This window comes from Cyanobium sp. Aljojuca 7D2 (assembly GCF_024346415.1).
GTDB lineage: Bacteria > Cyanobacteriota > Cyanobacteriia > PCC-6307 > Cyanobiaceae > Cyanobium_A.
In genome coordinates this window covers 96,039-119,418 of record NZ_JAGQCX010000002.1, presented here as the reverse complement: position 1 = coordinate 119,418, position 23,380 = coordinate 96,039, and the positions used below count along the sequence as shown (strand labels likewise).

Sequence of the window (23,380 nt, the reverse complement as noted above, 5' to 3'; positions counted from 1 at the left end):
GCTAGGCCGGTGATCAGCTGCTGAAGCGATCCCAGCGGAAGGGCTTCAGTAGCGCTTGCTGTTCCGCTGAGCCGCCGTCGCTGCTGAGGCAAGCCCCCAGTAAACCTGCAGTGATCGCCGCGAGCAGCACGCCATTGCGGTGGTGCCCTGTGGCCAGCCATAGACCCTGCACGGGGCTATTCCCCAGCAGGGGTCCCTCATCAGGCGTGCAGGGGCGAAAGCCCCACCAACGCTCCATCGGCGGCCACTGGCTGGCCTGTGGCAACAGCGATTCAATCCCAGCCTCCAGCTGCCGCTGGCCGAAGGGGGTGAGTCCCTCGGTGAAGCCCGCCTCCCTCTCGCTAGTTGCCCCCACCACCAGCAGTCCATCCTCCCGTGGCACCAGATAGGTGCCAGGGCCGAAGATCACGCGCTGCAGGGCCTCGCGTGGGCCTTGCAGCGAGAGCATCTGCCCCTTCACGGGGAACACAGGCAGCTTTGGCAGCAGCTGGGCGCTCCAGGCGCCACTGCAAAGCACCGCGGTGCTCGCCTGCACAATCTTGACCGTTGCAGCGGCATCGCGTACGCGTACTCCCGCGAGTTGATTCCCCTCCTGCAGGAGCTCCAGCACGTTCACGCCTTCCTGAAAGCGCACCCCGAGCTCCACGCAGGCTCGCTCTAGGGCGCGCATTAACTGGCGGCGGTTGTCGATCTGGCCGTCTTGGCGGAAGAGCAGCCCCGCCTGCCAGCCAGGGCCGATCCCGGGCAGTTCCCGTTCCAACCCATGCCGATCCAGGGCTTCCCCCCAGGTGACGGTGGGATAGATATCCCGTTCAGTTGATGTGGCAAAGGGCACCACGATGCCGCAGGGGCGTAGGCCACAGCTGAGGCCGCTGTCAGCTTCGATTTGCGCCACCCAGGCGGGAATGTGCGCCAAGCTCGCCTGACCTAGGGCCAGCAGGTTGCCGCTGAGTCCCTCGGCGTGGGGAGCGAGCATGCCAGCGGCTACGAAGCCGGCAGCCTCGCTGCGGCGCCGGCTGAGCACCTCCACCGGGCGGCCGCTTCGAGCCAGTTGGTGGGCAACGGCCAGGCCTATGAGGCCGCCGCCGAGGATCAGAACCGTGTCGCTGTGGGTCAGCCCTGGTGCTGGATGCAGCGTCATGTCAGAGGCCAGGACGCCAGGAGCGCAGATTGTGGCGGACTACCAGCTGGCGACTTGCAAACACAAAAGCCCAGCTCACCACCATTGACGCCAGCACGGGCCATTGAAGGGTTTCAAAGTGATCGGCGATCATCAGCCCCACGATCAGCACCAGCGCCCCCAGCACGGCGATCTCCTCATAGGGTTCGCCTTGAAAGGTGCGCGGTTCACGGCCTGTCACCACATCGAGCAGCATCCCGCCGCCGGCACAGGTGAGTGCAGCGCAGATGGCCATCCACCACCAGCTCAAATCGGCTTCCAGCGCGACTTGCGCACCGATAATGGTGAAGGTGGCAAGGCCGATGCTGTCGAACACCCCTAGAACCGTGTTGAAGCTTTCGCTGTCGGCGGCTCCCTTGCTTAGCAGAACTGCCATGAGCGATCCGGCCAGCATCACCAAGGCCACCACCAATAGGTAGCTGCTGTTCTTGAAGATGAACGGCGGTGAGCGCATGCCTCCAATCAGCAGATCACGCAGCGTGCCACCACCAACTGCCGGTAGCAACGTGAGGATGAAGCAGCCCCAGATGTCATAGCGACGCTGCAGGGCTCGTAGGAACCCTGACAGGCCAAATGCGGTCGTTCCCACCAGATCGAGGCCATAGAACCAGGGCGAATTCACCAACGTGGAGAAGGACTGGCGGCCGGCCGGTCCCAGCGGACCACGCTGCGGCCCATCCAGTTGGGCGGCACGCCAGATCTTCAGGCTCCAGGCGCCCTCCGCGGCCCTGGCGATCGCGGCAGGTTCGCCGCTGCCTTGACCCACGATCTCCACACTGCGCGCGAATTTTGCCGGATCGAGCAGCCCGAAGCCCTTGTTCAGGTCCATCAGCTGCAGGATCTCCTGGAGCATGTCTTCCTGATGCTGGCCGTCGCTGCGCTCCATGTAGCGCTCGGTGATGGCCACGGCTTCGTCAGGGTAACGCGCTGCATAGCGCCACCCCTGCGCCAGACTTCGTAGTAATCGCACCAGTCGATCGCATTTCGCCGGGTCGTTAAGGTCTGCGGCTCGTACGTAGAGTCCGTCTTCGAGAAATCCGCTGTTTTTGCGTGCTAGCCGCACGCTGAAGAGTTCCGATTTAAGTAAGCCTGCCCTAAGTATCGTTTGAAACTCGTTATAGCTCATGGCGGTGGCGCAATCGACCCTGCCATCGAGAAAGTCTTGTGCTGAGGGGCGTTGCCGGATTAGTTGCACGGCGTTTAAGTTCAAGCCATGGGCTTGCAGCCAGTGGCCTACTTCAAATTGATCGCCAATAAACCAGGTTCCAATTCGTTTGCCGCGCAGATCAGTCGGTTGTCTGACGCCTGAATCAGCACGGCAAACCAGCATCGAGCCCGGGCGTTGAAGCAGCTGAGCCACGTTGACAAGATCTGCACCTTGCCGGCGTAGGTTGAGGGCGTCGGATGTCCAGCCCATGGCTACATCCGCTTGTCCGTCGATCAGGCGCTGTAGCCCATTCACGGAAGGCCCGCCAGCTTGCAGCGTTACGGAGAGCCCCTCGCCTTCGAACATCTTGAGATCCTGGGCCACGTAGAACCCTGCAAACTGGGCCTGCGGTAGCCAGCGCAGTTGCACGCGCAAAGGCTGTAGCGCTGGCTGGGCCAAGGTGGCCGGCAGTCCTGCCACTCCCAGGGCTGCTAAAAGCAGCAGCAGGCAGCCCCAGAGGCGCAGTTGCCAGCGTCGGCTGCCCATGAACGGTCAGTAGGTGTGCTGACAGTAAGGGCCGCTTCCATAGGATTGACTCACGCATGGAGAACGCACATGGATGCTGAGGCCGCCTGGGAGGCCGTGATCGGCCTGGAGACCCACGTGCAGCTGGGCACCGCCAGCAAGATCTTCAGCGGCGCCTCCACGTGCTTCGGCGACGACCCCAACACCCACATCGACCCGGTGGTGTGCGGCCTGCCCGGCACCTTGCCGGTGCTGAATCAGAAGGTGCTCGAGTATGCGGTGAAGGCCGGCCTGGCCCTCAATCTGCAGATCGCTGAACACAGCAAGTTTGACCGCAAGCAATATTTCTATCCCGACCTGCCCAAGAACTACCAGATCTCCCAATACGACGAACCGATCGCTGAAGACGGCTGGATCGAAGTGGAGGTGGCCGAAAAAGGCAAGGACACCTATCTCAAGCGCATCGGCATTGAGCGCCTGCACATGGAGGAGGATGCCGGCAAGCTCGTGCACGCCGGCAGCGATCGCCTGGCGGGTTCTACCCATTCACTGGTGGACTACAACCGCGCCGGTGTGGCCTTGGCTGAGATCGTCAGCAAGCCGGATCTGCGCACCGGCCGGGAAGCGGCGGAATACGCCTCGGAGATCCGCCGGATCATGCGGTATTTAGGCGTGAGCGACGGCAACATGCAGGAGGGATCCCTGCGCTGCGATGTAAACATCTCGGTGCGGCGTGGCCCTGATGCCCCCTTCGGCACGAAGGTGGAGATCAAGAACATGAACTCGTTCTCGGCCATTCAGAAGGCGATCGATTTCGAGATTCAGCGCCAGATCAAGGCCTATGAGGCCGGCGAGCCGGTGGTGCAGGAAACCCGCCTCTGGGATGAGGGCAAGCAGCTCACCAAGAGCATGCGCTCCAAGGAGGGCGCCAGCGACTACCGCTATTTCCCCGACCCGGATCTGGGCCCGATCGAGGTGAGCCCCGCGCAGCGCGAGGCCTGGCGCGCCGAGCTGCCGGAGTTGCCGGCCGCCAAGCGCCACCGCTACGCCGATCAGCTCGGCCTCTCGATCTACGACGCCCGGGTGCTCACCGATGAACGCCCGATGGCGGAGTACTTCGAGGCGGCGGTGGAGGCCGGAGCCGAGGCCAAAGCCGTTTCCAATTGGGTCACTGGCGACATTGCTGCTTATGTGAACGCCAACAAGCTCCCGATCGCGGAGTTGCCCCTCCGGCCCAAGCAGCTGGCGGAGATGGTGCAGCTGATCGAGGGCGGTGTGATCAGCGGCAAGATCGCCAAGGAGATTCTGCCGGAGCTGTTGGAGCGGGGCGGCTCCGCCAAGGCGATCGTCGAGGAGCGGGGCCTGGGCATGATCAGCGACCCGGCGGCGATCACGGCGATCGTGGAGGCGCTGCTGGCGGCCCACCCCGAGGAGGTAGAGGCCTTCCGCGGCGGCAAAACCAAGCTGCAGGGCTTCTTCGTGGGCCAGCTGATGAAGCAAACCGGCGGCAAGGCCGACCCCAAACTCGCCAACCAGATCCTCAGCCAGAAGCTCAAGGGTTAGCCGGGTTCAGGAGGCGCGTTCAGGTGGTGCGTTCAGCAGTGCTTAAAGAGGTTGTACATCTGTACAAACTCTTTAAGTGCAGGCTTGAAGGGCCCGCTCCACCTCCTGCTCCAGCTGCTGCGGCCCACCGCGGTTGTTGAGCACCACATCCGCCAGCACCCGTTTGCGCGCCAGGGGCCACTGGGCGGCGATCCGCGCGCGCGCGTCGACTTCGCTGAGCTGATCGCGCGCCATCAGCCGTGCCAGCTGCTGGGCCTCCTCGCAGTCCACCAGCCACAGCTCGCTGCAGAGCGCTTCGAGGCCCGCCTCAAACAGCAGCGGAATCATCAGCACCACCACCGGTGCCGCAGCGAGGCCCTCCAGCTCGGCCGCAAAGCGTGCGCGCACCAGCGGATGCACCAGCTGCTCCAGCCACTGCCGCTCGGCCCCATCGGCAAACACGATCCGCCCCAGGGCGGCGCGATCGAGTGTGCCGTAGCGCCCCAGCACCGCCTGCGCCCCCGGGCTCCCGGGTGCCAGCGCCTCGCGGGCGTAGACGTCGGCATCCAGCACCGGCAGCCCCCGCGCCGCCAACAGCCGGCCAACGCTGCTTTTGCCACTGGCGATGCCGCCGGTGAGGCCGATGCGGCGCTGGGGGGTGGAGGCCATCGCATCAGTGTGGTTCAGGATGCAGCCAGTGGCCGCAGCGCCTTGACCCACCCCTGGACCCCGATCCCCGGCGGCATCACCGCCCCGACCGGCTTCCTGGCCGCCGGCATCACCGCTGGCCTCAAGCCCTCCGGCAAGCCTGATCTCTCCCTGCTGCTGGCCCCCGAGGGCGCCGTATGCGCCGGCACCTTCACCACCTCCCTGGTGCGGGCCGCCTGCGTGGATCTCTGCGCCGAGCGCCTGGCGGCCAGCGGCGGCCACGCCCGCGCCGTGCTCACCAATTCCGGCCAGGCCAATGCTTGCACCGGCGAGCACGGCCTGGCCGACAGCCTCACCGCCACCGCCGCGCTGGCCGAGCGCCTGGGGCTGGCCCCCGAGGCGGTGCTGATCTGCTCCACCGGCGTGATCGGTGTGCCGATCCCGATGCCCACCCTGCTGGCGGGCCTCGATCCGCTGGTGGCGGCCCTCAGCTCGGAGGGTGGCGGGGCGGCAGCCACGGCGATCCTCACCACCGATCTGGTGGACAAACAGATCGCCCTCGAGGCCGATCTCGGCGGCCGCACCGTGCGCCTCGGCGGCATGGCCAAGGGCTCGGGGATGATCCACCCCAACATGGCCACGATGCTCGGCACCCTCGCCTGTGATGCCGGCGTGCCGGCGGATGTGTGGCAGGCGATGGTGCAGCGGGCGGTGGATCGCTCGTTCAATGCGATCACGGTGGACGGCGACACCAGCACCAACGACACGTTCCTGGCCTTTGCAGCCGGCGAGCGCTTAAGCCCCGAGCACTTTGAGGCGCTGGAGGCCGGCCTGACGGCGGTGTCGCAACATCTGGCCAAGGCGATCGCCCGCGACGGCGAGGGCGCCACCTGCCTGATCGAGATGGAGGTGGAGGGCGCCGCGGACGATGCCGGCGCCCGCGCCATCGCCCGCACTGTGTGCGGTTCGTCGCTGGTGAAGTGCGCCGTGCACGGCCACGACCCCAACTGGGGCCGGATCGTGGCCGCCGCCGGCCGCGCCGGTGTGCCCTTTGATCCCGGCGCCGTCGCCCTGTGGCTGGGCGAGCACCAGCTGATGGCCGCCGGCCAGCCCCTGGCCTTCGATCGCGCCGCCGCCAGCTCCTACCTCCGCAACGACCCGGTGCTGATCCGCCTTGTGGTGGGCGCCGGCCCGGGCTCAGGGTTGGCCTGGGGCTGCGACCTCTCAGACCAATACGTCCGCATTAACGCCGATTACACGACGTAGGAGCGGGGGGCTCGACGCCGCCATAAACTGGTCTGCAACTGGTTTGACTTGTGATATGCGCAGCGTTGGCGCTTTTGAAGCCAAGACCCACCTCGCTGCCCTGCTGGACGAGGTCGGTGCTGGTGAGCAGATCACCATCACCCGCCACGGCCGCCCCGTGGCCAGGCTCGTGCCCCCCGGCGACAAGCCGCCCGTTGATCTGGGCAGCACGATCCAAGCTCTGCAGCGATTCAGCCAGGGGCAAACCCTTGGAGGTCTCCCTGTTCAGGAGCTGCGGGATGCTGGGCGCCGATGAAGATCGCTGAAGGCCACTTTGTGCTGGATGTGTCGCTCACCTGTGCCTGGTGTTTTGCTGATGAGGCCAGTGCTGAGGCGTGGGCCCTGCTGGAGCGGCTGCAGATCGCCCAGGCCCACGTGCCTTCTCTCTGGCTCTGGGAAACAGGCAACGTGTTGATTCAGGCTGAGCGCCGCAGCCGCATCACCTCCGCTGCGATCCGAACTTTTCTTGGACTGCTCGAAACCCTGCCGATTGCCATCGATCAGGCCAACGTGAGCACCGCCTGGCACGACACCCTGGCCCTCGCCCGCAGCCATCGCCTCACCACCTACGACGCCGCCTACCTGGAGCTGGCGCTGCGTCTGGGCCTCCCCCTGGCGAGCCGGGATCAGGCTTTGAATGCAGCAGCCAGCCAGGAGGGCGTTCCCCTCCTGCCGACCTGAACTGCCTTCCGCCCCGGCCAGGCCTTCCCTCTTAGGGTGACCTTCATGGCACACGCCCAGGCTGCTGCTCCTGCTCGCCCCCGGCCCCGCTGGCAGGGGCCGTTGGTGGTGGGCATTTGCTTTGGCCTTGGCTTCGGCATCACCCACCGGCTGCTTGCCCTGCAGTTGCCCTCTCTGGTGCGGTTGGGTCAGGGCTTTGAGGTGAGGCCCTTCCCCGGCACCTCGCTGGAGAGCCTGCGGCTGCGGTTTGGTGCCGAGAGTCAAGAGATTCGCGGCGATCTGGATCTGCTGGAGCTGGAGAACAAGCCCGCCGCTGATCCAGCCGAGCCCAATCCCGACGCGCAGCCCTTGCCGCAGCCAGAGGCTGGCTTGCGCGAGACCCCTCTGGATTCGGCGCCGCTTCCGGCGTCCCGGCCGCCAGCGTCTGCCCCCCGCTTGGAAGCCCCACCGCCACCCCAGCTGCCGAGTGCGGATCTGCCACAGTTCTCCCCAGAGGCCGGGCCGCGATGAGTGCGCCGCAATCGTTAGTGCAGGCCGCCTTGCAGCGGCTGGGGGTTCGGCTGGGCAGCGGCCTCGTGGATGCCGCTGCCAACTTGGCTCTGCTCGCGCAGGATGCGCCCGAGCGGCTGCGCCAGGAGCTGCAGTTGTTCTGGGTGGAGGTGGAAGCCGAGGCGGCCCGGATCGAACGGGGTGAGGCAGAAGGACCTGAAGCGGCATCGGCCGCCGCGAGCCTTCTCGATCCCCAGGATCAGATCGATGCCCTGCGCGCCCGGGTGGCGGCGTTGGCGCGACGTCTGGACCAGCGTTCGTGATCCTGCGGCCGCTGCGCATCTGGTGGTTGGCCCTGGCCCTTGTTCTGGGGCTGTGGTGGGACGGCCAGGAGTGGACCTATCCCGGTGGGGTCACCCCGGAGCGCCGGCAACGGCGTCAGCGCCGTCGGGCCCGCTGGCTCACCCAGGAATTTCTGGCCCTGGGCTCGGCCTTCATCAAGTTGGGGCAGTTGTTATCGGCCCGGCCGGACGTGATGCCCGCCGAGCTCGTTGAGGAGTTGGCCACCCTCCAAGACCGGGTGCCCGCCTTCCCCTTCACCGTGGTGCAGGACCTGCTGGAGGAGGAGCTGGGTGAGCGCTGCGCTGAAATCATCGACCTTGAAGCCGAACCACTCGGTTCCGCCAGCCTCGCCCAGGTGCACCGTGCCAGCCTGCGCAGCGGCCGCCAGGTGGTGCTCAAGGTGCAGCGCCCTGGCCTGGAGCGCACCTTCCGGCTGGATCTGGAGGTGCTGCAGCAGGTGGCCGCCGCGGTGCAGCGCCATCCCCGCTGGGGCCGCGGCCGCGACTGGATCGGTATCGCCCAGGAGTGCCGGCGGGTGTTGCTGCGGGAGCTCGACTTCCGCCTCGAAGCCGAGCATGCGGCCCGCTTCCGCCAGCAGTTTCTTGATGATCCCGGCATCCGCATTCCCGCAGTGGTGTGGGAGCTGAGCACCCGGCGGGTGTTGTGCCTCGACTACGTGCCAGGCATCAAGATCACTGACCGTCAGGCGTTGCTCGAGGCCGGCATCGTGCCCGCGGCGGTGGCCGAGAAGGGTGCGGCCAGTTATCTGCAGCAGTTGGTGCGCTTTGGCTTTTTCCACGCCGATCCCCACCCCGGCAACCTGGCCGTGGCCCCCGACGGGGCGCTCATCTACTACGACTTCGGCATGATGGGCCAGTTGTCGGGTCAGCTCCGGGGCCGCCTGGGCATCATGGTGCGCGCCGCCGCGGCCCGCGATGCCAGCGGCCTGGTGGCGGAACTGCAACAGGCTGGGGTGATTGCCCCTGGCGTCGATCCCGGGCCGGTGCGCCGCCTGGTGCGCGTGATGCTCGAGGAGGCCCTGACGCCCCCCTTCTCCGCCAACGTGCTGGATCGGTTGTCGGGCGATCTCTACGACCTGGTTTACGGCCAGCCCTTCCGCCTGCCGCCCGAGCTGATCTTCGTGATGCGGGCGCTCTCCACCTTCGAGGGGGTCGGCCGCAGCCTCGATAGCGGCTTTAGCCTGGTGGCGATCGCCCGTCCCTACCTGCTTCCTCTGATGACTTCAAGCGGTTCGGGAAGCGGTGTGGGTGCAGGCGGTGGCAGTGGCGGCAGTGGCGACCGCTTCGGCAGCGAATTGTTCAATGAGATTTCACGCCAGGCCGCTGAGGTGGGCAGCCGTGCCCTGGGCATCCCTAAACGCCTCGACGACAGCCTGGCCCGCATCGAGCAGGGCGATCTGCAGGTGCAGATCCGGGCCGGAGAAACCGATCGGCTGCTGCGCCGGCTCGCCCTGGCCCAGCAGGCTGCTGGCCAGTCGATGCTGCTGGCAGGGCTGGCGGTGGCTGCGGCCCTGCTGGCAGCCAGTGCTCGGCCAGCTTTGGTGGCGATCCCCCTGGTGGCTGGCCTGCCCCTGGGCCTGAGCTGGCTCAAGCTTCAGGGCCGGCTCAAGCGCGATGGGCGCCTGGATCAGTTGCCTGGGGTGGGCCAGGGCTGATCCTTCGCTCTTCGGATCAGCTCCGTTGATCAGGCCTTGCCGCGGGGACCGCGATCCTCGGCGCCGGCGTAGATCGCCTGGCTGCCCAGTTCGTCTTCGATGCGCAGCAGCTGGTTGTACTTGGCCACCCGATCGGAGCGGCTGAGGGAGCCGGTCTTGATCTGGCCGGCCCGGGTGGCCACGGCCAGATCGGCGATGGTGGTGTCTTCGGTTTCGCCGGAGCGGTGGCTGATCACGCTGGTGTAGCCGGCTCGGCCGGCCAGATCGATCGCCTGCAGGGTTTCGGTGAGGGAGCCGATCTGGTTCACCTTGATCAGGATCGAGTTGGCCACGCCCAGATCGATGCCGCGCTGTAACCGGGCGGTGTTGGTCACAAACAGGTCGTCACCGACGAGCTGCACGGTTTTGCCCAGTTTTTCGGTCAGCAGGGCCCAGCCGTCCCAGTCGTCCTCGGCAACGCCGTCCTCGATCGACACGATCGGGAAGCGGCTCGCCAGTTGGGCCAGCTGGTCAACCATCTCGGCGCTGCTGTAGCTGCCGCCGCCGAAGTTGTAGCGGCCGTCCTTGTAAAACTCCGTGCTGGCCACATCCAGAGCCAGGGAGATCTGGTCGCCGGGGCGGTAGCCGGCTTTTTCGATCGCCTGGATCAGCAGCTCACCGGCGGCATCGTTGCTGGCCAGGTTGGGGGCGAAGCCACCCTCATCACCCACGGAGGTGGACAGGCCCTGGTCGTGGAGCAGGCCCTTGAGGGTGTGGAACACCTCAGCGCCCATGCGCAGCGCTTCGCGGAAGCTGCTGGCGCCGTGGGGCACCAGCATGAACTCCTGGAAGTCCATGTTGTTGGAGGCGTGGGCGCCGCCGTTGATCACGTTCATCAGCGGCACCGGCAGCAGATTGGCCAGCGGGCCGCCCAGGTAGCGGTAGAGGGGCAGGCCCACGCCGTTGGCGGCGGCCCGGGCCGTGGCCAGGCTCACGGCCAGCACGGCATTGGCGCCGAGGCTCGACTTGTTGTCGCTGCCGTCCAGTTCGGCCATGGCGCCATCGACGGCGCTCTGATCGAGGGCGCTGAGGCCGCACAGGGCCGGGGCGATGCGCTCCTCGATGTTGTTGACGGCCTGGGTTACACCCTTGCCGAAATAGCGGCTGCCGCCATCGCGCAGCTCGTGGGCTTCATGGGCGCCGGTGCTGGCACCGCTCGGCACGATCGCCCGGCCGCTGGCACCACCCTCCAGCAGCACCTCGGCCTCCACCGTGGGTGTGCCGCGCGAATCGAGCACCTCCCGTGCCACCACGGTGTCGATCACAAGGTCGAGGGAGTCGATCACGTTGACGCGCCACTAGCTGTCTGATTGGCGATCCTATGGGGCACCCCCTCCGCCCCTTTTGTGCCACTTGGTACAACGGCTGAAGTTGCTGGCCAGAATGGGAGTTCGTGAGTCCTGGTTGATGCCTGACCGGGTTGATTGATGCGCATGCTGCACACCATGCTCCGGGTGGGGGATCTGGAGCGTTCCCTCTCCTTCTATACTGAGGTGCTGGGCATGCAATTGCTGCGCCGCAAGGATTACCCCTCCGGGCGCTTCACCCTGGCCTTTGTCGGCTATGGCGATGAGGCCGACAACACCGTGCTGGAGCTCACCCACAACTGGGACACCAGCCAGTACGACCTCGGCAGCGGCTACGGCCACATCGCCCTGGGGGTGGATGACATCCAGGCCGTTTGCGACGCCATCCGCGTCAAGGGCGGCAAGGTGGTGCGAGAACCCGGGCCGATGAAGCACGGCACCACGGTGATCGCCTTTGTGGAGGATCCCGATGGCTACAAGGTGGAACTGATCCAGCTCTCGTCCCACGGCTGACCCCGCAAGCCCATGCGCGCCGATCCAGTGCCCTCCAGCCTCACCAGCGATCCTGATCGTTTCAGCGACGACGCCTGGGAGCTGCTCCTGGCCGCCCAGGACACGGCCCGGCGCTGGCGTCACGGCGCCATGGACGTGGAGCACCTGCTGCAGGCCCTGCTGCTGGAGCGGCGCTTTGGCCGCTGGCTGGATCGCCTGCCCCTCGATCCCGATCGACTGCTGGATCGGCTCGAGAGCTTTTGCGCCGACCAGCCCGGTGGCAGCGGCAGCGAGCTCTACATCGGCGATGCCCTGGAAGACCTGCTCGAGGACGCCGACCGCTGCCGGGCCGCCTGGGGCGCGGGCCTGCTTGAGGTGCCCCATCTCCTGGTGGCCCTGGTGCGGGAGCCCCGCATCGGTGCCTCTCTGCTGGGGCCGGAGGGTCTCAGCGAAGACCTGTTGCTGCGGCAGTTCCGGCCCAGTGGGGCCGCTGCCGCCCCGGTGTCTGCACCGCCCCCAGCCGCCCCCGCGGCACCTCCCGACGCCTGGATCGACACGGCGACTCCCGCCACTCCCGCCATTCCCGTCGCTCCCTCGCCCGCCCCGCCCCCGGCAGCAGCGCCAACGCCCAGCGCCGAGCTGCGGCTGGAGCAGGAGCCGCCTGAGCCCAGCGCCCTGGAGCGCTACGGCCGCGACCTCACCGCGGCGGCCCGCGCCGGTGAGCTCGATCCGGTGATCGGCCGCGACCTGGAGATGCGACGCCTGATCCAGGTGCTCTCCCGCCGCAGCAAAAACAACCCGGTGCTGATCGGCGAGCCCGGCGTCGGCAAGACCGCCGTGGCCGAGCTGCTGGCCCAGCGGATCGTGGCCGGTGAAGTGCCCGATTCGCTCCAGGGTCTGCGGCTGGTCGCGCTCGATCTGGGCGCCCTGATCGCTGGCGCCAAGTTTCGCGGCCAGTTTGAGGAGCGCCTGCGGGCCGTGCTCAAGGAGGTGCGCGACGCCGATGCGGTGCCGGGTGCCGCGGGGGTGGTGTTGTTCATCGACGAGCTGCACACGGTGGTGAGCAACGACCGCTCCAATGCCGATGCCGGCAGCGTGCTCAAGCCGGCCCTGGCCCAGGGCTACCTGCGTTGCATCGGCGCCACCACCCCGGAGGACTACCGCCGCAGCATCGAGAAGGATCCGGCCCTGGAGCGCCGCTTCCAGCAGGTGTTGATCAAGGAGCCCGGCCTCGACATCAGCGTGGAGATCCTGCGGGGGCTCAAGGAGCGCTACGAGCTGCACCACGGCGTGGCGATCACCGATCCGGCCCTGGTGGCGGCCGCCCGGTTGGCCGACCGCTACATCACCGACCGCTGCCTGCCCGATTCGGCCATTGATCTGGTGGATGAGGCCGCAGCCCAGCTGCGCATGGAGGTGACCTCCAAGCCCCAGCTGGTGGAGGCGGCCGAGGCCGAGCTGCGCCGGGTGGAGCTGGCCCTGCTCTCGGCCGAGGCGGCGCCGCTGGAGGAGCGGGTGCAGTGGCAGGAGCAGCGCCGCCAGGCCACCGAGGCTTTGCAGCGGGTGCAGCAGCGCTGGCAGGCCGAGCGGGAGCGGCTGGCGGAGCTGCGCGACCTGCTGCAGCAGGACGAAGACCTGCGCCACGCCATCGCCGAAGCCGAGCGCGACGGCGACTACGAGGAGGCGGCTCGGCTGCAGCACGACCAGCTCAATGCCCTGCAGCAGCGCCGCGAAACCCTGGAGGCGGAGTTGCAGGGGGAAACGATCCTGCGGGAGCAGGTGGAGGAGGGCGACATCGCCGATGTGGTGGCCCGCTGGACCGGCATTCCGGTGCAGCGGCTGCTGGCCGGTGAGCGTCAGAAGCTGCTGGAGCTCGAGGCCAGCCTGGGCGAGCGGGTGGTCGGCCAGCCGGAGGCGGTGGCGGCGGTGGCCGCGGCGATCCGGCGGGCCCGGGCGGGGATGCAGTCGCCCACCCGGCCGGTGGGCTCGTTTCTGTTTCTGGGCCCCACCGGTGTGGGCAAAACCGAGTTGGCCAAGGCCCTGGCGGCGTCTCTCTTCGACGAAGACGACGCCCTGGTGCGGCTCGACATGAGCGAATTCATGGAGCGCAACGCCGTGGCCCGGCTGGTGGGGGCGCCCCCCGGTTACGTGGGTTATGAGGAGGGCGGCCAGCTCACCGAGGCGGTGCGGCGCCGGCCCTATGCGGTGCTGCTGCTCGACGAGGTGGAGAAGGCCCACTCGGAGGTGTTCAACCTGCTGCTGCAGGTGCTCGACGACGGCCGGCTCACCGATTCCCAGGGCCGCACGGTGGATTTCCGCCACACGGTGGTGATCATGACCAGCAACCTGGCTAGCCGCGCCATCCTCGAGAGCGCCCGGGCCGTGGGCGATGCCGCCGATCCCGCCCGCGCTGAAGAGCAGCAGACCTGGCTCGACCAGCAGATCGACCAGGCGCTGGCGTCCCAGTTCCGGCCGGAATTCCTCAACCGGATCGACGAGGTGATCCGCTTCCGGCCGCTGGGGCCGGCGGATCTCCAGCGGATCGTGCGCCTGCAGCTGGCCGAGCTGGCCCGCCTGCTGGCGGAGCAGCACCTGGAGCTGGAGGTGCCGGAGCCGGTGGTGCAGGCCCTGGCCGAGCAGGGCTATGAGCCCGAATACGGCGCCCGGCCCCTGCGGCGGGTGCTGCGCCGTCAGCTGGAGAATCCCCTGGCCACCGAGCTGCTGGCGGAGCGCTTCAGCGGCGCCCGGGGTGTGCGCGTCGAGCCGGGGACTCCCTTGACCTTTGTGCCCCTCGGGTAGGGTGGTCGTTTGCCGATACGCGCGGACGTCCCCGTGCGCCAGCGCCCGTGGATTCCGACGCCATCAATCCAGATTCCCCTACCCCTGATCAGCCCACACCGCCAGCCGAGCCCCAGGGCTTTGCTGCCGCCACTCTGGCGGAATTGCGCAAGGTGGTCTGGCCCAGTCGCCAGCAGCTGTTCAGTGAATCGGTGGCCGTGATCTTGATGGTGAGTCTCTCGGCGGCGGCGATCGCTGCGATTGATCGCTTCTACGGCTGGGCCGCCCTTCAGGTGTTTCGTTGAGCCGATGTCCCGTTAAGTCCAGTGCTTCGTCAAGTGTTTCGTTGATCCCGTTCCTTTCTTGAGCCCCGTGTCCGAGCCCCTGTCTGAGAGCCCCCTCGACGTTCTGGAGCCTGCAGCAGAGGTGCTGGAGGTGCCCGCCGCCAGCGGCGAAAAGCTCCAGGTGGCCCGCTGGTACGCCGTGCAGGTGGCCTCCAGCTGTGAGAAGAAGGTGAAAGCCACCCTTGAGCAGCGGGCCGTCACTCTTGGCGTGGACAACCGCATCCTGGAGATCGAGATTCCCCAGACCCCGGGGGTGAAGCTCAAGAAGGATGGCTCCCGCCAGAGCACCGAGGAGAAGGTGTTCCCCGGCTACGTGCTGGTGCGGATGATCCTGGATGAGGACACGATGATGGCGGTGCGCAGCACCCCCAACGTGATCAATTTCGTGGGGGCGGAAGAGCGGCGTGCCACCGCCAAGGCCAGGGGCCACATCAAGCCCCGCCCCTTGAGCCGCTCCGAGGTGGACCGGATCTTCAAGCGGGCCGCCGAGAAGAAGGCCGTCGTCAAGGTCGACCTCACCGAGGGTGATCAGATCCTGGTCACGGCCGGTCCGTTCAAGGACTTCCAGGGCGAGGTGATCGAGGTGAGCGGCGAGCGCAACAAGCTCAAGGCCCTCCTCTCGATCTTCGGCCGGGAAACCCCGGTGGAGCTGGAGTTTTCCCAGATCAGCAAACAGAGCTAGGCCCCGGCCCAGCTCAGCGGCCGTCTCCCTGCGGAGGACGGCCGTTCAGTCCACACCCCCGGCGATGGGGGTGATCCGCAGAATTTGCCCCAGTAGCCCGAGACGATGGCCAAGAAAGTCGTTGCCGTTATCAAGCTGGCCCTCCAGGCCGGCAAAGCCAACCCTGCACCGCCGGTGGGCCCTGCCCTCGGTCAGCACGGCGTCAACATCATGGCGTTCTGCAAGGAGTACAACGCTCGGACGCAGGAGAAGGCCGGTTATGTGATTCCGGTTGAAATTTCGGTCTTCGAAGACCGCAGCTTCACCTTCATCACCAAGACCCCTCCCGCCTCCGTGCTGATCTCCAAGGCAGCCGGTATCGAGAAGGGTGCCGCCACCTCCGCCAAGGGCAGCGTCGGCGCCATCAGCCGCGCCCAGCTCGAGGAGATCGCCAAGACCAAGCTGCCCGACCTCAACTGCTCCAGCGTTGAATCGGCCATGCGCATCATCGAAGGCACCGCCCGCAACATGGGCGTCGCCGTCAACGACTAAATCCCCAAACCCATCCACCCTTAGCCGGGGGAGATCCAGGCAGCCCGAACCAGTCCATGGACTGGGCAAGCCCCGTTCTGAATCGCTCGCACCCCATTCCCACCATGCCAAAAATTTCCAAGCGTTTTTCCGCGCTCAGCGCCACGGTCGAAGACCGCAGCTACGCCCCCCTTGAGGCCATTGAACTGGTCAAGGCCAACGCCAACGCCAAATTCGACGAGACCCTGGAGGCCCACGTGCGCCTCGGGATCGACCCCAAATACACCGACCAGCAGCTGCGCACCACCGTGGCCCTGCCCCATGGCACCGGTCAGTCGATTCGCATTGCGGTGATCGCCCGCGGTGAGGCTGTGGCCGCTGCCAAGGCCGCCGGTGCCGATCTGGCCGGCGACGACGACCTGGTGGATCAGATCGCCAAGGGCGAGATGGATTTCGACCTGCTGATCGCCACCCCGGACATGATGCCCAAGGTGGCCAAGCTGGGCCGGGTGCTGGGTCCCCGGGGTCTGATGCCTAACCCCAAGGCCGGCACCGTGACCACCGATCTGGCTGGTGCCATCAACGAGTTCAAGGCCGGCAAGCTCGAGTTCCGCGCCGATCGCACCGGCATCGTGCACGTGCGCTTCGGCAAGGCCAGCTTCGATGCGGCCAAGCTGCTCGACAACCTCAAGGCCCTGCAGGAAACCATCGACCGCAACAAGCCCAGCGGTGCCAAGGGCCGCTACTGGCGCTCTCTCTACGTGACCTCCACCATGGGCCCCTCGGTGGAAGTGGACTTCTCGGCCCTGCAGGACATCAAGCAGGAAGGCTGACCTCAGCCCCCGTCTCGACGCCGTTCGCAATCCCCCTCCCTGAGGGGGATTTTTTGTATTGGTGTATGGTTGCAGGCTGGCTTAGTCCAGAAGGGCACGCGCCCTACCCCAGACAGCAGGTGGGTTCACGCCCATAAGTCCTGCCGAGGTTCACGCGACTGGTTTGGTTCTCCGCCGCGGCTCAGCTGATCGTCAGCTGGATCGCATCGGGTGTTGAACAGGCCGCGGCCTCGAGCCCCCTCCAGGGGCGTCAGGGCCGCGTACCCGGCTTGTTCCCCCGATCCGTTCCTTCCCTATGGGCCGCACTCCGGAGAACAAGCAACAGATCGTCGAAGAGCTCAAAGGGCTCCTCGGCGAGGCCGAAATGGCGCTGGTCCTTGATTTCAAGGGCCTGACCATCAAGGAAATGTCTGATCTGCGGACCCGTCTGCAGGCCAGCAACGGTGTGTGCAAGGTGACCAAAAACACCTTGATGCGCCGGGCCATTGATGGCGATAGCGCCTGGTCGAATCTCGATTCCCTGCTCACCGGCACCAACGCCTTCGTCCTGGTCAAGGGCGATGTGGGTGGTGCGGTGAAGGCCGTGCAGTCCTTCCAGAAGGACACGAAGAAGTCGGATGTGAAGGGTGGCCTTTTCGAAGGCAAGCTCCTTTCCCAGAACGACATCAAGGCCATCGGGGATCTGCCCTCCAAGGAGGTGCTCATGGCCCAGATCGCCGGTGCGATCAATGCCGTGGCCACCAAGCTGGCTGTGGGCATCAACGAGGTTCCGTCCGGTCTTGCCCGGGCGCTCAACCAGCACGCCGAATCCGGCGAAGGCTGATCGCATTTCGCGAGTTCGAGCTCCCTCGATCCGACTGTTCACAAACAGATCTGTTGCTGATTCCCAACCATGTCCGCTACTACCGACAAGATTCTCGAATCGCTGAAAACCCTTTCGCTGCTTGAGGCTTCCGAGCTCGTCAAGCAGATCGAAGAGGCTTTCGGTGTGTCCGCCGCTCCCGCCGCTGGCGTGATGATGGCCGCCCCCGCCGCTGGCGGTGGTGGTGCTGAAGCCGCCGAAGAGAAGACCGAATTCGACGTCATCCTCGATGGCTTCGAAGATTCGGCCAAGATCAAGGTGCTGAAGGCTGTCCGCGAGGCCACCGGCCTCGGCCTGGGCGAAGCCAAGGCTCTGGTGGAAGCCGCTCCTAAGGCCATCAAGGAAGGCATCGCCAAAGCTGAAGCCGAAACCATCAAGAAGGCTGTGGAAGAAGTCGGCGGAAAGGTCACCATCAAGTGATCGCTGGGGCCGCTTGCGGCCCTGCCTCGTCCGTCGACAGCTCCTCTGTCTTCTCGCCGGCCCCTTCCAGGGCCGGCTTTTTGTTGGCTGTTTCAGTGGTTGGGGGATCGAGCCAATAAAAAAGCCCCGCCGAAGGCAGGGCTCTGAGTTGGAACGATTCTGGGAGTCTGTCCTCGTTTCGACCCCGGAAGAGCGTTCCCACTCCTCACACGACGGAACCTTAACGGCTGCTTACGGGGTCGACGAGGGGCGGGAGGACTCTCTGGCAACTGTCACGGGGTTATTGGTTGCGGAAGGGGATCACGGGCAACCGGATCGGCCCCGGGCCCATGTTTTGAGCCACCAGCCTGGGTGGGGCCACTGGCGGCCGCAGGCTGGCGTGGGGCAGCTTCTGGCCGGCGGCTCCGGCTGCGGAACGACTCGCCTGGGCCACGAGCTCCGGCAGGGGGCTGGCATTGGCGAAATAGATGTGGCTGAGGGTCTGCTCGCCGTAGGCCCGCCGCTGTAGATCCCAGCCTGGCTCGAGCTTCAGGGTCACGAAGCCATCCCGGTCGCGCAGCGGCACCTGGGCCCGCCCCACCACCATCACCGTGGGATCACTGGGGGTGCTGGCCTCCAGCACCAGTTCGGCACCGCTCTGGCGCAGCTGCAGCCGGTAGCGGCTGGCCAGATCCTGATCACCGATGCGCAGGGAGTAGCCGTTGCTGTCGAGGTAGCGGCTGCAGATGCCGGTGAAGTTGAAGCGGTTCAGAGCCGGATCAACCAGGCCATCGGGGCGCTGCTCCCAGCAGAGGGGCTGGGCTTTGATCTGCTCGAGCACCAACAGGTTCCAGCCGCTGTTGCCCACCGGCCGCGCCAGCACGGCAAAGCGGCTGGCATCAAGCGGGCGGCTGTTGAACACGTTGGCGGCCTGGGCCCAGGGGCTGAGTGCGGCCAGGCCAGCGCCGGCCAGCCCCGCAGCAGCCAGGGCCAGGTAAGTTCGACCCAGCATTCGACTCTTTGACGGGCCCGGGGTGGAGGAGTCCATGGCTGGGCTCAGATGTGAGGCAGTGATGCTCTTTAGCGAATCTTTTGGGGTTGTCCAGTGGCGGCTAAGCCGGTGAACGTGGTGGCTGCGGCCTGTGATGGCGCCTGCAGCGGCAACCCTGGCCCCGGGGGCTGGGGAGCCTTGCTGCGCTTTGCCGACGGCTCGGTGCATGAAATGGGCGGGGCCCACCCGGCCACCACCAACAACCGCATGGAGCTCACCGCGGCCCTGGCCCTGCTGGAGGCCCTCAAAGACCTGCCCCGTGATCCCCGGCTGACGATCCGCACCGACAGCCGCTACTTGATCGACGGCTTCGGCAAGTGGATCCAGGGCTGGAAGCGCAAGGGCTGGCGCACGGCATCCGGTGGCGCGGTGCTCAACCGGGATCTGTGGGAGCAGCTCGACCAGGCCCGGTTGCCGGGCGTGGAGCTGGTGCATGTGAAGGGGCACAGCGGCGACCCCGACAACGACCGCTGCGATGCCATTGCTGTGGCCTTTTCCCGCGGCCAGATGCCGGCCATGGCCGCCGGCGAGGTGCTGACCACAGCCCGGATCGAGGCGGATGTGCCCTCACTGGATCTGCCCCTCGCTGATCTGGCCCCTGCCCCCTTGCAGCAGTTGCTCAGCCGCCTGGAGCTGGCCGAACGCTTCGCCGCCCAGGGCTACGGCCTCAGCCTGGTGGAGCTGGCCCAGCTGGTGGAGCAGCCCCTGAAGCAGCTGGAGCGCCGCAGCAGCTCCTGGCGCTGGCGCGACTGGCAGGTGCTGCCCCTGGAGGGCGGGCGCTGGCGTTTGCAACGCGACGCGGGAGGATTGGGCGACCGGGAGTAGGCGGGGAGATGGCGGATTCAGGCACCGCAACCAGCACGGGCGCGCTCTACGGGCGCTTGGTGGGGCCGCTGCTCAGCCGCGACGACGGCGCCGATGCGGAGCAGCTCAGCCAGCTCACGCTCACGGCCTTGGCCCAGGCTTCGTTGCGGCGCCAGTGGCCCCTGGTGAGTGGCGCCCTGGCCGGCCTGGCCGCCGAGTTGCAGCGGCCCGATCCCCGCCTGGAGCAGAGCCTGTTTGGCTGCCGCTTTGCCAATCCGGTGGGGCTCGCGGCCGGCTTCGACAAGAACGGCGTCGCCGCGGGGATCTGGCACCTGTTCGGCTTTGGTTTTGCGGAGCTGGGCACGGTCACCTGGCACGGCCAACCGGGCAACCCCAAGCCCCGGCTGTTTCGCCTGGCGGCGGAGCGGGCGGCGCTGAACCGCATGGGCTTCAACAACGACGGCGCCCAGGCCCTGCGCCGCACCCTGGAGCGTCAGCAGCTTCCCGCCCCCGGCCGGCGCCCGGCTGTGCTGGGCATCAACCTCGGCAAATCGAAGATCACCTCGCTGGAGCTCGCCCCCGACGACTACGCCTCGTCGCTGGAGCTGCTCGCCCCCCTGGCCGATTACGCGGTGATCAACGTGAGCTCGCCCAATACGCCGGGCCTGCGGGAGCTGCAGGAGGAAACCCTGCTGCGGCGGCTGGTGGAGCGGCTGCGGCGCCTCCCCGCCTGCCCGCCCCTGCTGGTGAAGATCGCTCCCGACCTGGAAGACGACGCCATCGATGCGATCGCGCGCATGGCCTACGAGGAGGGCCTGGCTGGCGTGATCGCCGTGAACACCAGCCTCAACCGCCTGGGGCTGGAGCAGCGCCGCCTGGCCCAAACGGGCCGAACGCTGGCCGAGGAGGCCGGCGGCGTGAGTGGGGTGCCGCTGCGGGCCCGGGCCCTGGAGGTGCTGCGGCGGTTGCGGGCTACGGCGGGGCCAGCCCTGCCCCTGATCGGGGTGGGGGGCATCGATTCCGCCGAGAGCGCCTGGGAGCGGATCACAGCCGGTGCATCGCTGGTGCAGCTCTACACGGGCTGGATCTACGGCGGCCCGGCCTTGGTGCCCGAAATCCTCGAAGGGTTGGTGACCCAACTCGAGCGCCACGGCCTGTCCCATGTGGGTGAGGCGGTGGGCTCGGGGCTTCCTTGGCGCTGAAAGTTCGGTAGGTTACTTGTAACAATCCGATCCGATCTTTGGTACTGGCGGGACTCCAGGAGAAATGGCGCCCCCTCCGTGCCCAGCTGTTTCCCAAGCTGGTGATGGTCGATCTCTCCGAGCAGCTGGTGATCGGCCAGCTGGTGAAGCGGGGCAGGCCGCAGGAGCCGATCTGGTCGGCACCGATTCCGGCCCGCACCTGTCGCGATGGGGTGCCGCAGCTCAAGGACGCGGTGGGGGATTTTTTGGGCGACCTGCTGTTGGAGTACGGGGGGATCGATGCCCAGCTGGTGGTGTCCCTGCCTCGGCAAGCGTCCCATTGGCGGGTAGTTGATTGGCCAGCCGGCCAACAGCCTGCGAATTCCGTAGGCGACCTGCGCGCGCTCAATCCTGATCTGGGCTGGCCGTTTCCACTGGAGCAGGCCTACCTGGATGTGCATCCACTGCCGGGTCTGCCCGCCAGTTCGTTGGTGATCGCGGCGGAGCGGTCGGTGGTGGATGCCTGGGTGGAGGTGTTTGCGATTGCTGGCGGCACTCTGCAACACCTGCTGCCCTCGCAGGTGTGCCTGATGTGGGGCCTGCGCGACGCGCTGGCGGCCACGCCTGCCGGCACCCTGGTGGCGCTGTTGCAGCCGCTGGATCAGCAGACCAGCCTGATCCTCTGGCACCAGGGCGTGCCCGAGTTTGAACGGATGTTGCCTGGGCCGATGGTCGAGCTGATTCCCGCCTTGCAACAGAGCTTGGCGTTTTACAAGACTCTGCAGGCTCCTCAGGCGCCGGTGCGGTTGTTGTTGGCCCGACCGCTGGAGGATCAGGCGTTGTTGGAGCAGGCGCTGGATCTGGAGGTCGAAGTGGTCGATCACGATGGCTTTGGCTCTCTCTGTTTGCAGGGCCTGGGCAGCTTGGAGCTGGTCCAATGACGACAACGCCAACCACCAGCCAGTTCGACCTGCTGCGCGAAAAACGCCAGGGCCTCAACCTGCCGGACCCTGTTCAGGCTGCCCTGCAGGGGCGTCAGCGGTTGGTGCAGGGCGTGGCGATCGGTGCTGCCCTGATTGGCATCGCGCTTGGGGCGGTTGTGTTGGTGTGGTTGCGCGCCTTGATGGTGAGCGCTGCGGTGGATCGCCTTGGCACGGTGGAGGCGGAGGTGCAGTTGTTTGAAACCCAGCTCACGGCGTCCCGGGGCAAGCTCAAGAGGGTGGAGAACGCCAATGCGGATCTGGTCAAGGGACTGATTGCGGTGCGTTCCGGATCGGCGCTGATGCGCGATCTGCAGCTGCGGGTGCCGGCAGGGGTGCAACTCACCGCTGCCACGGAAGAGGGGAGTGGCTACCGGCTCAAGGGGGTGTCGCGGGATCCCCAGGCTTTTGCCCGCATCAATGCGCTTCAGCTCCAGTTGAAGCGCTCCCCGTTGCTGGATCCCAATGGCGTCACCCTTGTCAAAGCGTCACGGGGTGCTGCGGGGTCAGGACCGGTCAGTTTTGAGTTGTTGGTGACCTTTCGTCCGCCGATCAGCCCGTTGGCGGAGAAGCAGATTCTCACCCAGCTCGGAGCTGAGGGCTTGGTGCGTCGCCTTGATCTGCTCCAGCAGGAGGGCTTGCTCTGATGACCAACCTTCAGGATGGGGCTGATCGGAATGCATCCCAAGTGCAGCAGCGCTTGCTTTTGGGGCTGCCGATTGGGGTGGGTGCGCTGCTGGCGGTTTTGGTGGTGGGTGTGGGGGTGGTTCCCCAGTGGTTGAAGCTGCAGTCCGACAGCGAACGACTGGCCCAGCTGGAGGAGATCCAGGGCCGCATTCCTCTGCTGCGGGCTCAGATCGCCAAAACGGCGGAAAGCCAGGACGCAGCGGAGCGCAAGCAGCAAAAGGTGCTGCAACTGATCGAAGGGAGTGGCGAGTTGCTCACATTCCTGGCTCAGCTTGATCGGGAGGCCAACCGCCTCGGTGTGCAGCTGGATCTGTATGAGCCCGTGGCGGCACTGCCGCCCCCAGCTGCGGATGAGAAGAAGGCTCAAAAAGGCGAGCAGCCGGCGCCCCCCCCCAAGTCTCCCCTTGAGGCGGCTGGCCTGAAGGCCCAGCAGGTGCTGCTCACGGCCGAGGGCCCCTACCCCAATGTGTTGGCGTTTTTGCGCGCCACGGAAAAGCTGACTGTTTTGGTGTCACAAAGCAACTTGTCGCTGACTGCCGTGGAGCCTCCCAAGGCAGCCCCCCTGCCTGCTCCCCAGGGTGGTAATCAGGCGGGCAATCAGAGCGGCATGGTTGCACCAGCGGCGATCCCTGTGGCGGCGAAAACTGAGTTGAAATTGACGCTGACTTATTACCAGTCTGGCAATGCAGTGAAGCCCACACTTGTGCCGCCCAAGAAACAAACTTAGCAAGCGTCGACGTCTTCTTCGCTGCCCTGGCTTTTCAGAAATTGGTTCGCTAAGATCCGCACAAAGTTGTGTGAAGAACGTTGGGCAGGGATTGGGGTCGTCGCCTTGCTACGGCCGCTGCGGCAGCAGTTCTCCCGAGTTTTGCTCTTCTTGATCCTGCTGGCCAGGCC

General features: G+C 66.6%; 25 protein-coding genes. 20 read left to right on the top strand and 5 right to left on the bottom strand.

The window, feature by feature from the left end; all coding sequences use genetic code 11:
• Positions 1–13 precede the first annotated feature (13 nt).
• Entirely contained in the window at positions 14–1,141 is a 1,128-nt protein-coding gene (locus tag KBY57_RS02895) for an FAD-dependent oxidoreductase (RefSeq protein ID WP_254994380.1), read from the bottom strand.
• 1 nt (position 1,142) lies between these two features.
• Complete coding sequence (locus tag KBY57_RS02890; protein WP_254994379.1) at positions 1,143–2,873, bottom strand: ABC transporter substrate-binding protein; 1,731 nt, start codon at positions 2,871–2,873, stop codon at positions 1,143–1,145.
• Positions 2,874–2,942: 69 nt separating this feature from the next.
• On the opposite strand from KBY57_RS02890, the gene gatB reads away from it, so the two are divergent.
• On the top strand, positions 2,943–4,415 hold the full coding sequence (gene gatB, locus KBY57_RS02885; protein ID WP_254994378.1) for an Asp-tRNA(Asn)/Glu-tRNA(Gln) amidotransferase subunit GatB: 1,473 nt from the start codon (positions 2,943–2,945) through the stop codon (positions 4,413–4,415).
• A 72-nt stretch (positions 4,416–4,487) separates the two neighbouring features.
• Here the strand turns inward: gatB and coaE are convergent, their stop codons facing one another.
• Positions 4,488–5,063 (bottom strand): dephospho-CoA kinase, encoded by a 576-nt coding sequence (gene coaE / locus KBY57_RS02880; RefSeq protein ID WP_254994377.1) that lies wholly within the window; start codon positions 5,061–5,063, stop codon positions 4,488–4,490.
• A gap of 9 nt (positions 5,064–5,072) precedes the next feature.
• Here coaE and argJ point away from each other — a divergent pair, with 9 nt between their 5' ends.
• Genes argJ through KBY57_RS02850 form a run of 6 tightly spaced genes read left to right on the top strand, consistent with a single transcriptional unit; the run spans position 5,073 to position 9,534 of the window.
• The gene (argJ, locus tag KBY57_RS02875) at positions 5,073–6,308 is read left to right on the top strand and encodes a bifunctional glutamate N-acetyltransferase/amino-acid acetyltransferase ArgJ (RefSeq protein ID WP_409996391.1); all 1,236 of its coding nucleotides are present in this window, start codon (positions 5,073–5,075) and stop codon (positions 6,306–6,308) included.
• A 55-nt stretch (positions 6,309–6,363) separates the two neighbouring features.
• Positions 6,364–6,603 (top strand): type II toxin-antitoxin system Phd/YefM family antitoxin, encoded by a 240-nt coding sequence (locus tag KBY57_RS02870; protein WP_254994375.1) that lies wholly within the window; start codon positions 6,364–6,366, stop codon positions 6,601–6,603.
• Entirely contained in the window at positions 6,600–7,028 is a 429-nt protein-coding gene (locus tag KBY57_RS02865; RefSeq protein WP_254994374.1) for a type II toxin-antitoxin system VapC family toxin, read from the top strand. Before KBY57_RS02870 ends, KBY57_RS02865 begins: the two co-directional genes overlap by 4 nt.
• Before the next feature lie 45 nt (positions 7,029–7,073).
• On the top strand, positions 7,074–7,538 hold the full coding sequence (locus tag KBY57_RS02860) for a hypothetical protein (protein ID WP_254994373.1): 465 nt from the start codon (positions 7,074–7,076) through the stop codon (positions 7,536–7,538).
• Positions 7,535–7,840: a hypothetical protein gene (locus KBY57_RS02855; protein ID WP_254994372.1), complete on the top strand. Its 306-nt coding sequence runs from the start codon at positions 7,535–7,537 to the stop codon at positions 7,838–7,840. Before KBY57_RS02860 ends, KBY57_RS02855 begins: the two co-directional genes overlap by 4 nt.
• The gene (locus KBY57_RS02850; RefSeq protein WP_254994371.1) at positions 7,837–9,534 is read left to right on the top strand and encodes an ABC1 kinase family protein; all 1,698 of its coding nucleotides are present in this window, start codon (positions 7,837–7,839) and stop codon (positions 9,532–9,534) included. Before KBY57_RS02855 ends, KBY57_RS02850 begins: the two co-directional genes overlap by 4 nt.
• A gap of 29 nt (positions 9,535–9,563) precedes the next feature.
• On the opposite strand, the gene eno is transcribed toward KBY57_RS02850, so the two are convergent.
• On the bottom strand, positions 9,564–10,859 hold the full coding sequence (gene eno / locus KBY57_RS02845) for a phosphopyruvate hydratase (protein WP_254994370.1): 1,296 nt from the start codon (positions 10,857–10,859) through the stop codon (positions 9,564–9,566).
• Positions 10,860–11,000: 141 nt separating this feature from the next.
• Here eno and gloA point away from each other — a divergent pair, with 141 nt between their 5' ends.
• From gloA to rplL, 8 genes are all read left to right on the top strand, one after another.
• Positions 11,001–11,393, top strand: a complete 393-nt coding sequence (gene gloA, locus KBY57_RS02840; RefSeq protein WP_254994369.1) for a lactoylglutathione lyase — start codon at positions 11,001–11,003, stop codon at positions 11,391–11,393.
• 12 nt (positions 11,394–11,405) lie between these two features.
• A complete protein-coding gene (locus KBY57_RS02835; RefSeq protein WP_254994368.1) occupies positions 11,406–14,171 on the top strand; it encodes an ATP-dependent Clp protease ATP-binding subunit in 2,766 nt (921 codons plus the stop codon).
• A 62-nt stretch (positions 14,172–14,233) separates the two neighbouring features.
• Positions 14,234–14,455: a preprotein translocase subunit SecE gene (gene secE, locus KBY57_RS02830; RefSeq protein WP_233128632.1), complete on the top strand. Its 222-nt coding sequence runs from the start codon at positions 14,234–14,236 to the stop codon at positions 14,453–14,455.
• Between the two features lie 103 nt (positions 14,456–14,558).
• Positions 14,559–15,176: a transcription termination/antitermination protein NusG gene (gene nusG / locus KBY57_RS02825; protein WP_233128631.1), complete on the top strand. Its 618-nt coding sequence runs from the start codon at positions 14,559–14,561 to the stop codon at positions 15,174–15,176.
• Positions 15,177–15,281: 105 nt separating this feature from the next.
• Positions 15,282–15,707 (top strand): 50S ribosomal protein L11, encoded by a 426-nt coding sequence (gene rplK / locus KBY57_RS02820; protein ID WP_094560886.1) that lies wholly within the window; start codon positions 15,282–15,284, stop codon positions 15,705–15,707.
• 104 nt (positions 15,708–15,811) lie between these two features.
• Positions 15,812–16,519, top strand: a complete 708-nt coding sequence (gene rplA, locus KBY57_RS02815; RefSeq protein WP_254994367.1) for a 50S ribosomal protein L1 — start codon at positions 15,812–15,814, stop codon at positions 16,517–16,519.
• 295 nt (positions 16,520–16,814) lie between these two features.
• Positions 16,815–17,342 carry a 50S ribosomal protein L10 gene (gene rplJ, locus KBY57_RS02810; RefSeq protein WP_254994366.1) on the top strand — a complete coding sequence of 176 codons (528 nt, stop codon included), beginning with the start codon at positions 16,815–16,817 and terminating at the stop codon, positions 17,340–17,342.
• A gap of 69 nt (positions 17,343–17,411) precedes the next feature.
• Positions 17,412–17,801, top strand: coding sequence for a 50S ribosomal protein L7/L12 (gene rplL / locus KBY57_RS02805; RefSeq protein ID WP_254994365.1), 390 nt, complete (start codon positions 17,412–17,414; stop codon positions 17,799–17,801).
• A gap of 280 nt (positions 17,802–18,081) precedes the next feature.
• Here rplL and KBY57_RS02800 read toward each other — a convergent pair whose 3' ends face one another.
• The gene (locus KBY57_RS02800) at positions 18,082–18,828 is read right to left on the bottom strand and encodes a DUF3747 domain-containing protein (RefSeq protein ID WP_254994364.1); all 747 of its coding nucleotides are present in this window, start codon (positions 18,826–18,828) and stop codon (positions 18,082–18,084) included.
• 57 nt (positions 18,829–18,885) lie between these two features.
• Between KBY57_RS02800 and KBY57_RS02795 the strand changes: the two genes are divergently transcribed.
• From KBY57_RS02795 to KBY57_RS02775, 5 genes are all read left to right on the top strand, one after another.
• Positions 18,886–19,656, top strand: a complete 771-nt coding sequence (locus KBY57_RS02795) for a ribonuclease H (RefSeq protein ID WP_254994363.1) — start codon at positions 18,886–18,888, stop codon at positions 19,654–19,656.
• Between the two features lie 8 nt (positions 19,657–19,664).
• The gene (locus tag KBY57_RS02790; RefSeq protein WP_254994362.1) at positions 19,665–20,837 is read left to right on the top strand and encodes a quinone-dependent dihydroorotate dehydrogenase; all 1,173 of its coding nucleotides are present in this window, start codon (positions 19,665–19,667) and stop codon (positions 20,835–20,837) included.
• Between the two features lie 104 nt (positions 20,838–20,941).
• Positions 20,942–21,757 carry a hypothetical protein gene (locus KBY57_RS02785; protein WP_254994361.1) on the top strand — a complete coding sequence of 272 codons (816 nt, stop codon included), beginning with the start codon at positions 20,942–20,944 and terminating at the stop codon, positions 21,755–21,757.
• A complete protein-coding gene (locus KBY57_RS02780) occupies positions 21,754–22,443 on the top strand; it encodes a PilN domain-containing protein (RefSeq protein ID WP_254994360.1) in 690 nt (229 codons plus the stop codon). Before KBY57_RS02785 ends, KBY57_RS02780 begins: the two co-directional genes overlap by 4 nt.
• Positions 22,443–23,210: a hypothetical protein gene (locus KBY57_RS02775; RefSeq protein WP_254994359.1), complete on the top strand. Its 768-nt coding sequence runs from the start codon at positions 22,443–22,445 to the stop codon at positions 23,208–23,210. Before KBY57_RS02780 ends, KBY57_RS02775 begins: the two co-directional genes overlap by 1 nt.
• Positions 23,211–23,380 lie beyond the last annotated feature (170 nt).

Coding starts and splice junctions, on each gene's coding strand:
- KBY57_RS02895 (WP_254994380.1), bottom strand. CDS start 1,141: ATGACGCTGCATCCAGCACCAGGGCTGACCCACAGCGACACGGTTCTG.
- KBY57_RS02890 (WP_254994379.1), bottom strand. CDS start 2,873: ATGGGCAGCCGACGCTGGCAACTGCGCCTCTGGGGCTGCCTGCTGCTG.
- gatB (WP_254994378.1), top strand. CDS start 2,943: ATGGATGCTGAGGCCGCCTGGGAGGCCGTGATCGGCCTGGAGACCCAC.
- coaE (WP_254994377.1), bottom strand. CDS start 5,063: ATGGCCTCCACCCCCCAGCGCCGCATCGGCCTCACCGGCGGCATCGCC.
- KBY57_RS02870 (WP_254994375.1), top strand. CDS start 6,364: ATGCGCAGCGTTGGCGCTTTTGAAGCCAAGACCCACCTCGCTGCCCTG.
- KBY57_RS02865 (WP_254994374.1), top strand. CDS start 6,600: ATGAAGATCGCTGAAGGCCACTTTGTGCTGGATGTGTCGCTCACCTGT.
- KBY57_RS02860 (WP_254994373.1), top strand. CDS start 7,074: ATGGCACACGCCCAGGCTGCTGCTCCTGCTCGCCCCCGGCCCCGCTGG.
- KBY57_RS02855 (WP_254994372.1), top strand. CDS start 7,535: ATGAGTGCGCCGCAATCGTTAGTGCAGGCCGCCTTGCAGCGGCTGGGG.
- gloA (WP_254994369.1), top strand. CDS start 11,001: ATGCGCATGCTGCACACCATGCTCCGGGTGGGGGATCTGGAGCGTTCC.
- KBY57_RS02835 (WP_254994368.1), top strand. CDS start 11,406: ATGCGCGCCGATCCAGTGCCCTCCAGCCTCACCAGCGATCCTGATCGT.
- rplK (WP_094560886.1), top strand. CDS start 15,282: ATGGCCAAGAAAGTCGTTGCCGTTATCAAGCTGGCCCTCCAGGCCGGC.
- rplA (WP_254994367.1), top strand. CDS start 15,812: ATGCCAAAAATTTCCAAGCGTTTTTCCGCGCTCAGCGCCACGGTCGAA.
- rplJ (WP_254994366.1), top strand. CDS start 16,815: ATGGGCCGCACTCCGGAGAACAAGCAACAGATCGTCGAAGAGCTCAAA.
- rplL (WP_254994365.1), top strand. CDS start 17,412: ATGTCCGCTACTACCGACAAGATTCTCGAATCGCTGAAAACCCTTTCG.
- KBY57_RS02800 (WP_254994364.1), bottom strand. CDS start 18,828: ATGGACTCCTCCACCCCGGGCCCGTCAAAGAGTCGAATGCTGGGTCGA.
- KBY57_RS02790 (WP_254994362.1), top strand. CDS start 19,665: ATGGCGGATTCAGGCACCGCAACCAGCACGGGCGCGCTCTACGGGCGC.
- KBY57_RS02785 (WP_254994361.1), top strand. CDS start 20,942: ATGGTCGATCTCTCCGAGCAGCTGGTGATCGGCCAGCTGGTGAAGCGG.
- KBY57_RS02780 (WP_254994360.1), top strand. CDS start 21,754: ATGACGACAACGCCAACCACCAGCCAGTTCGACCTGCTGCGCGAAAAA.
- KBY57_RS02775 (WP_254994359.1), top strand. CDS start 22,443: ATGACCAACCTTCAGGATGGGGCTGATCGGAATGCATCCCAAGTGCAG.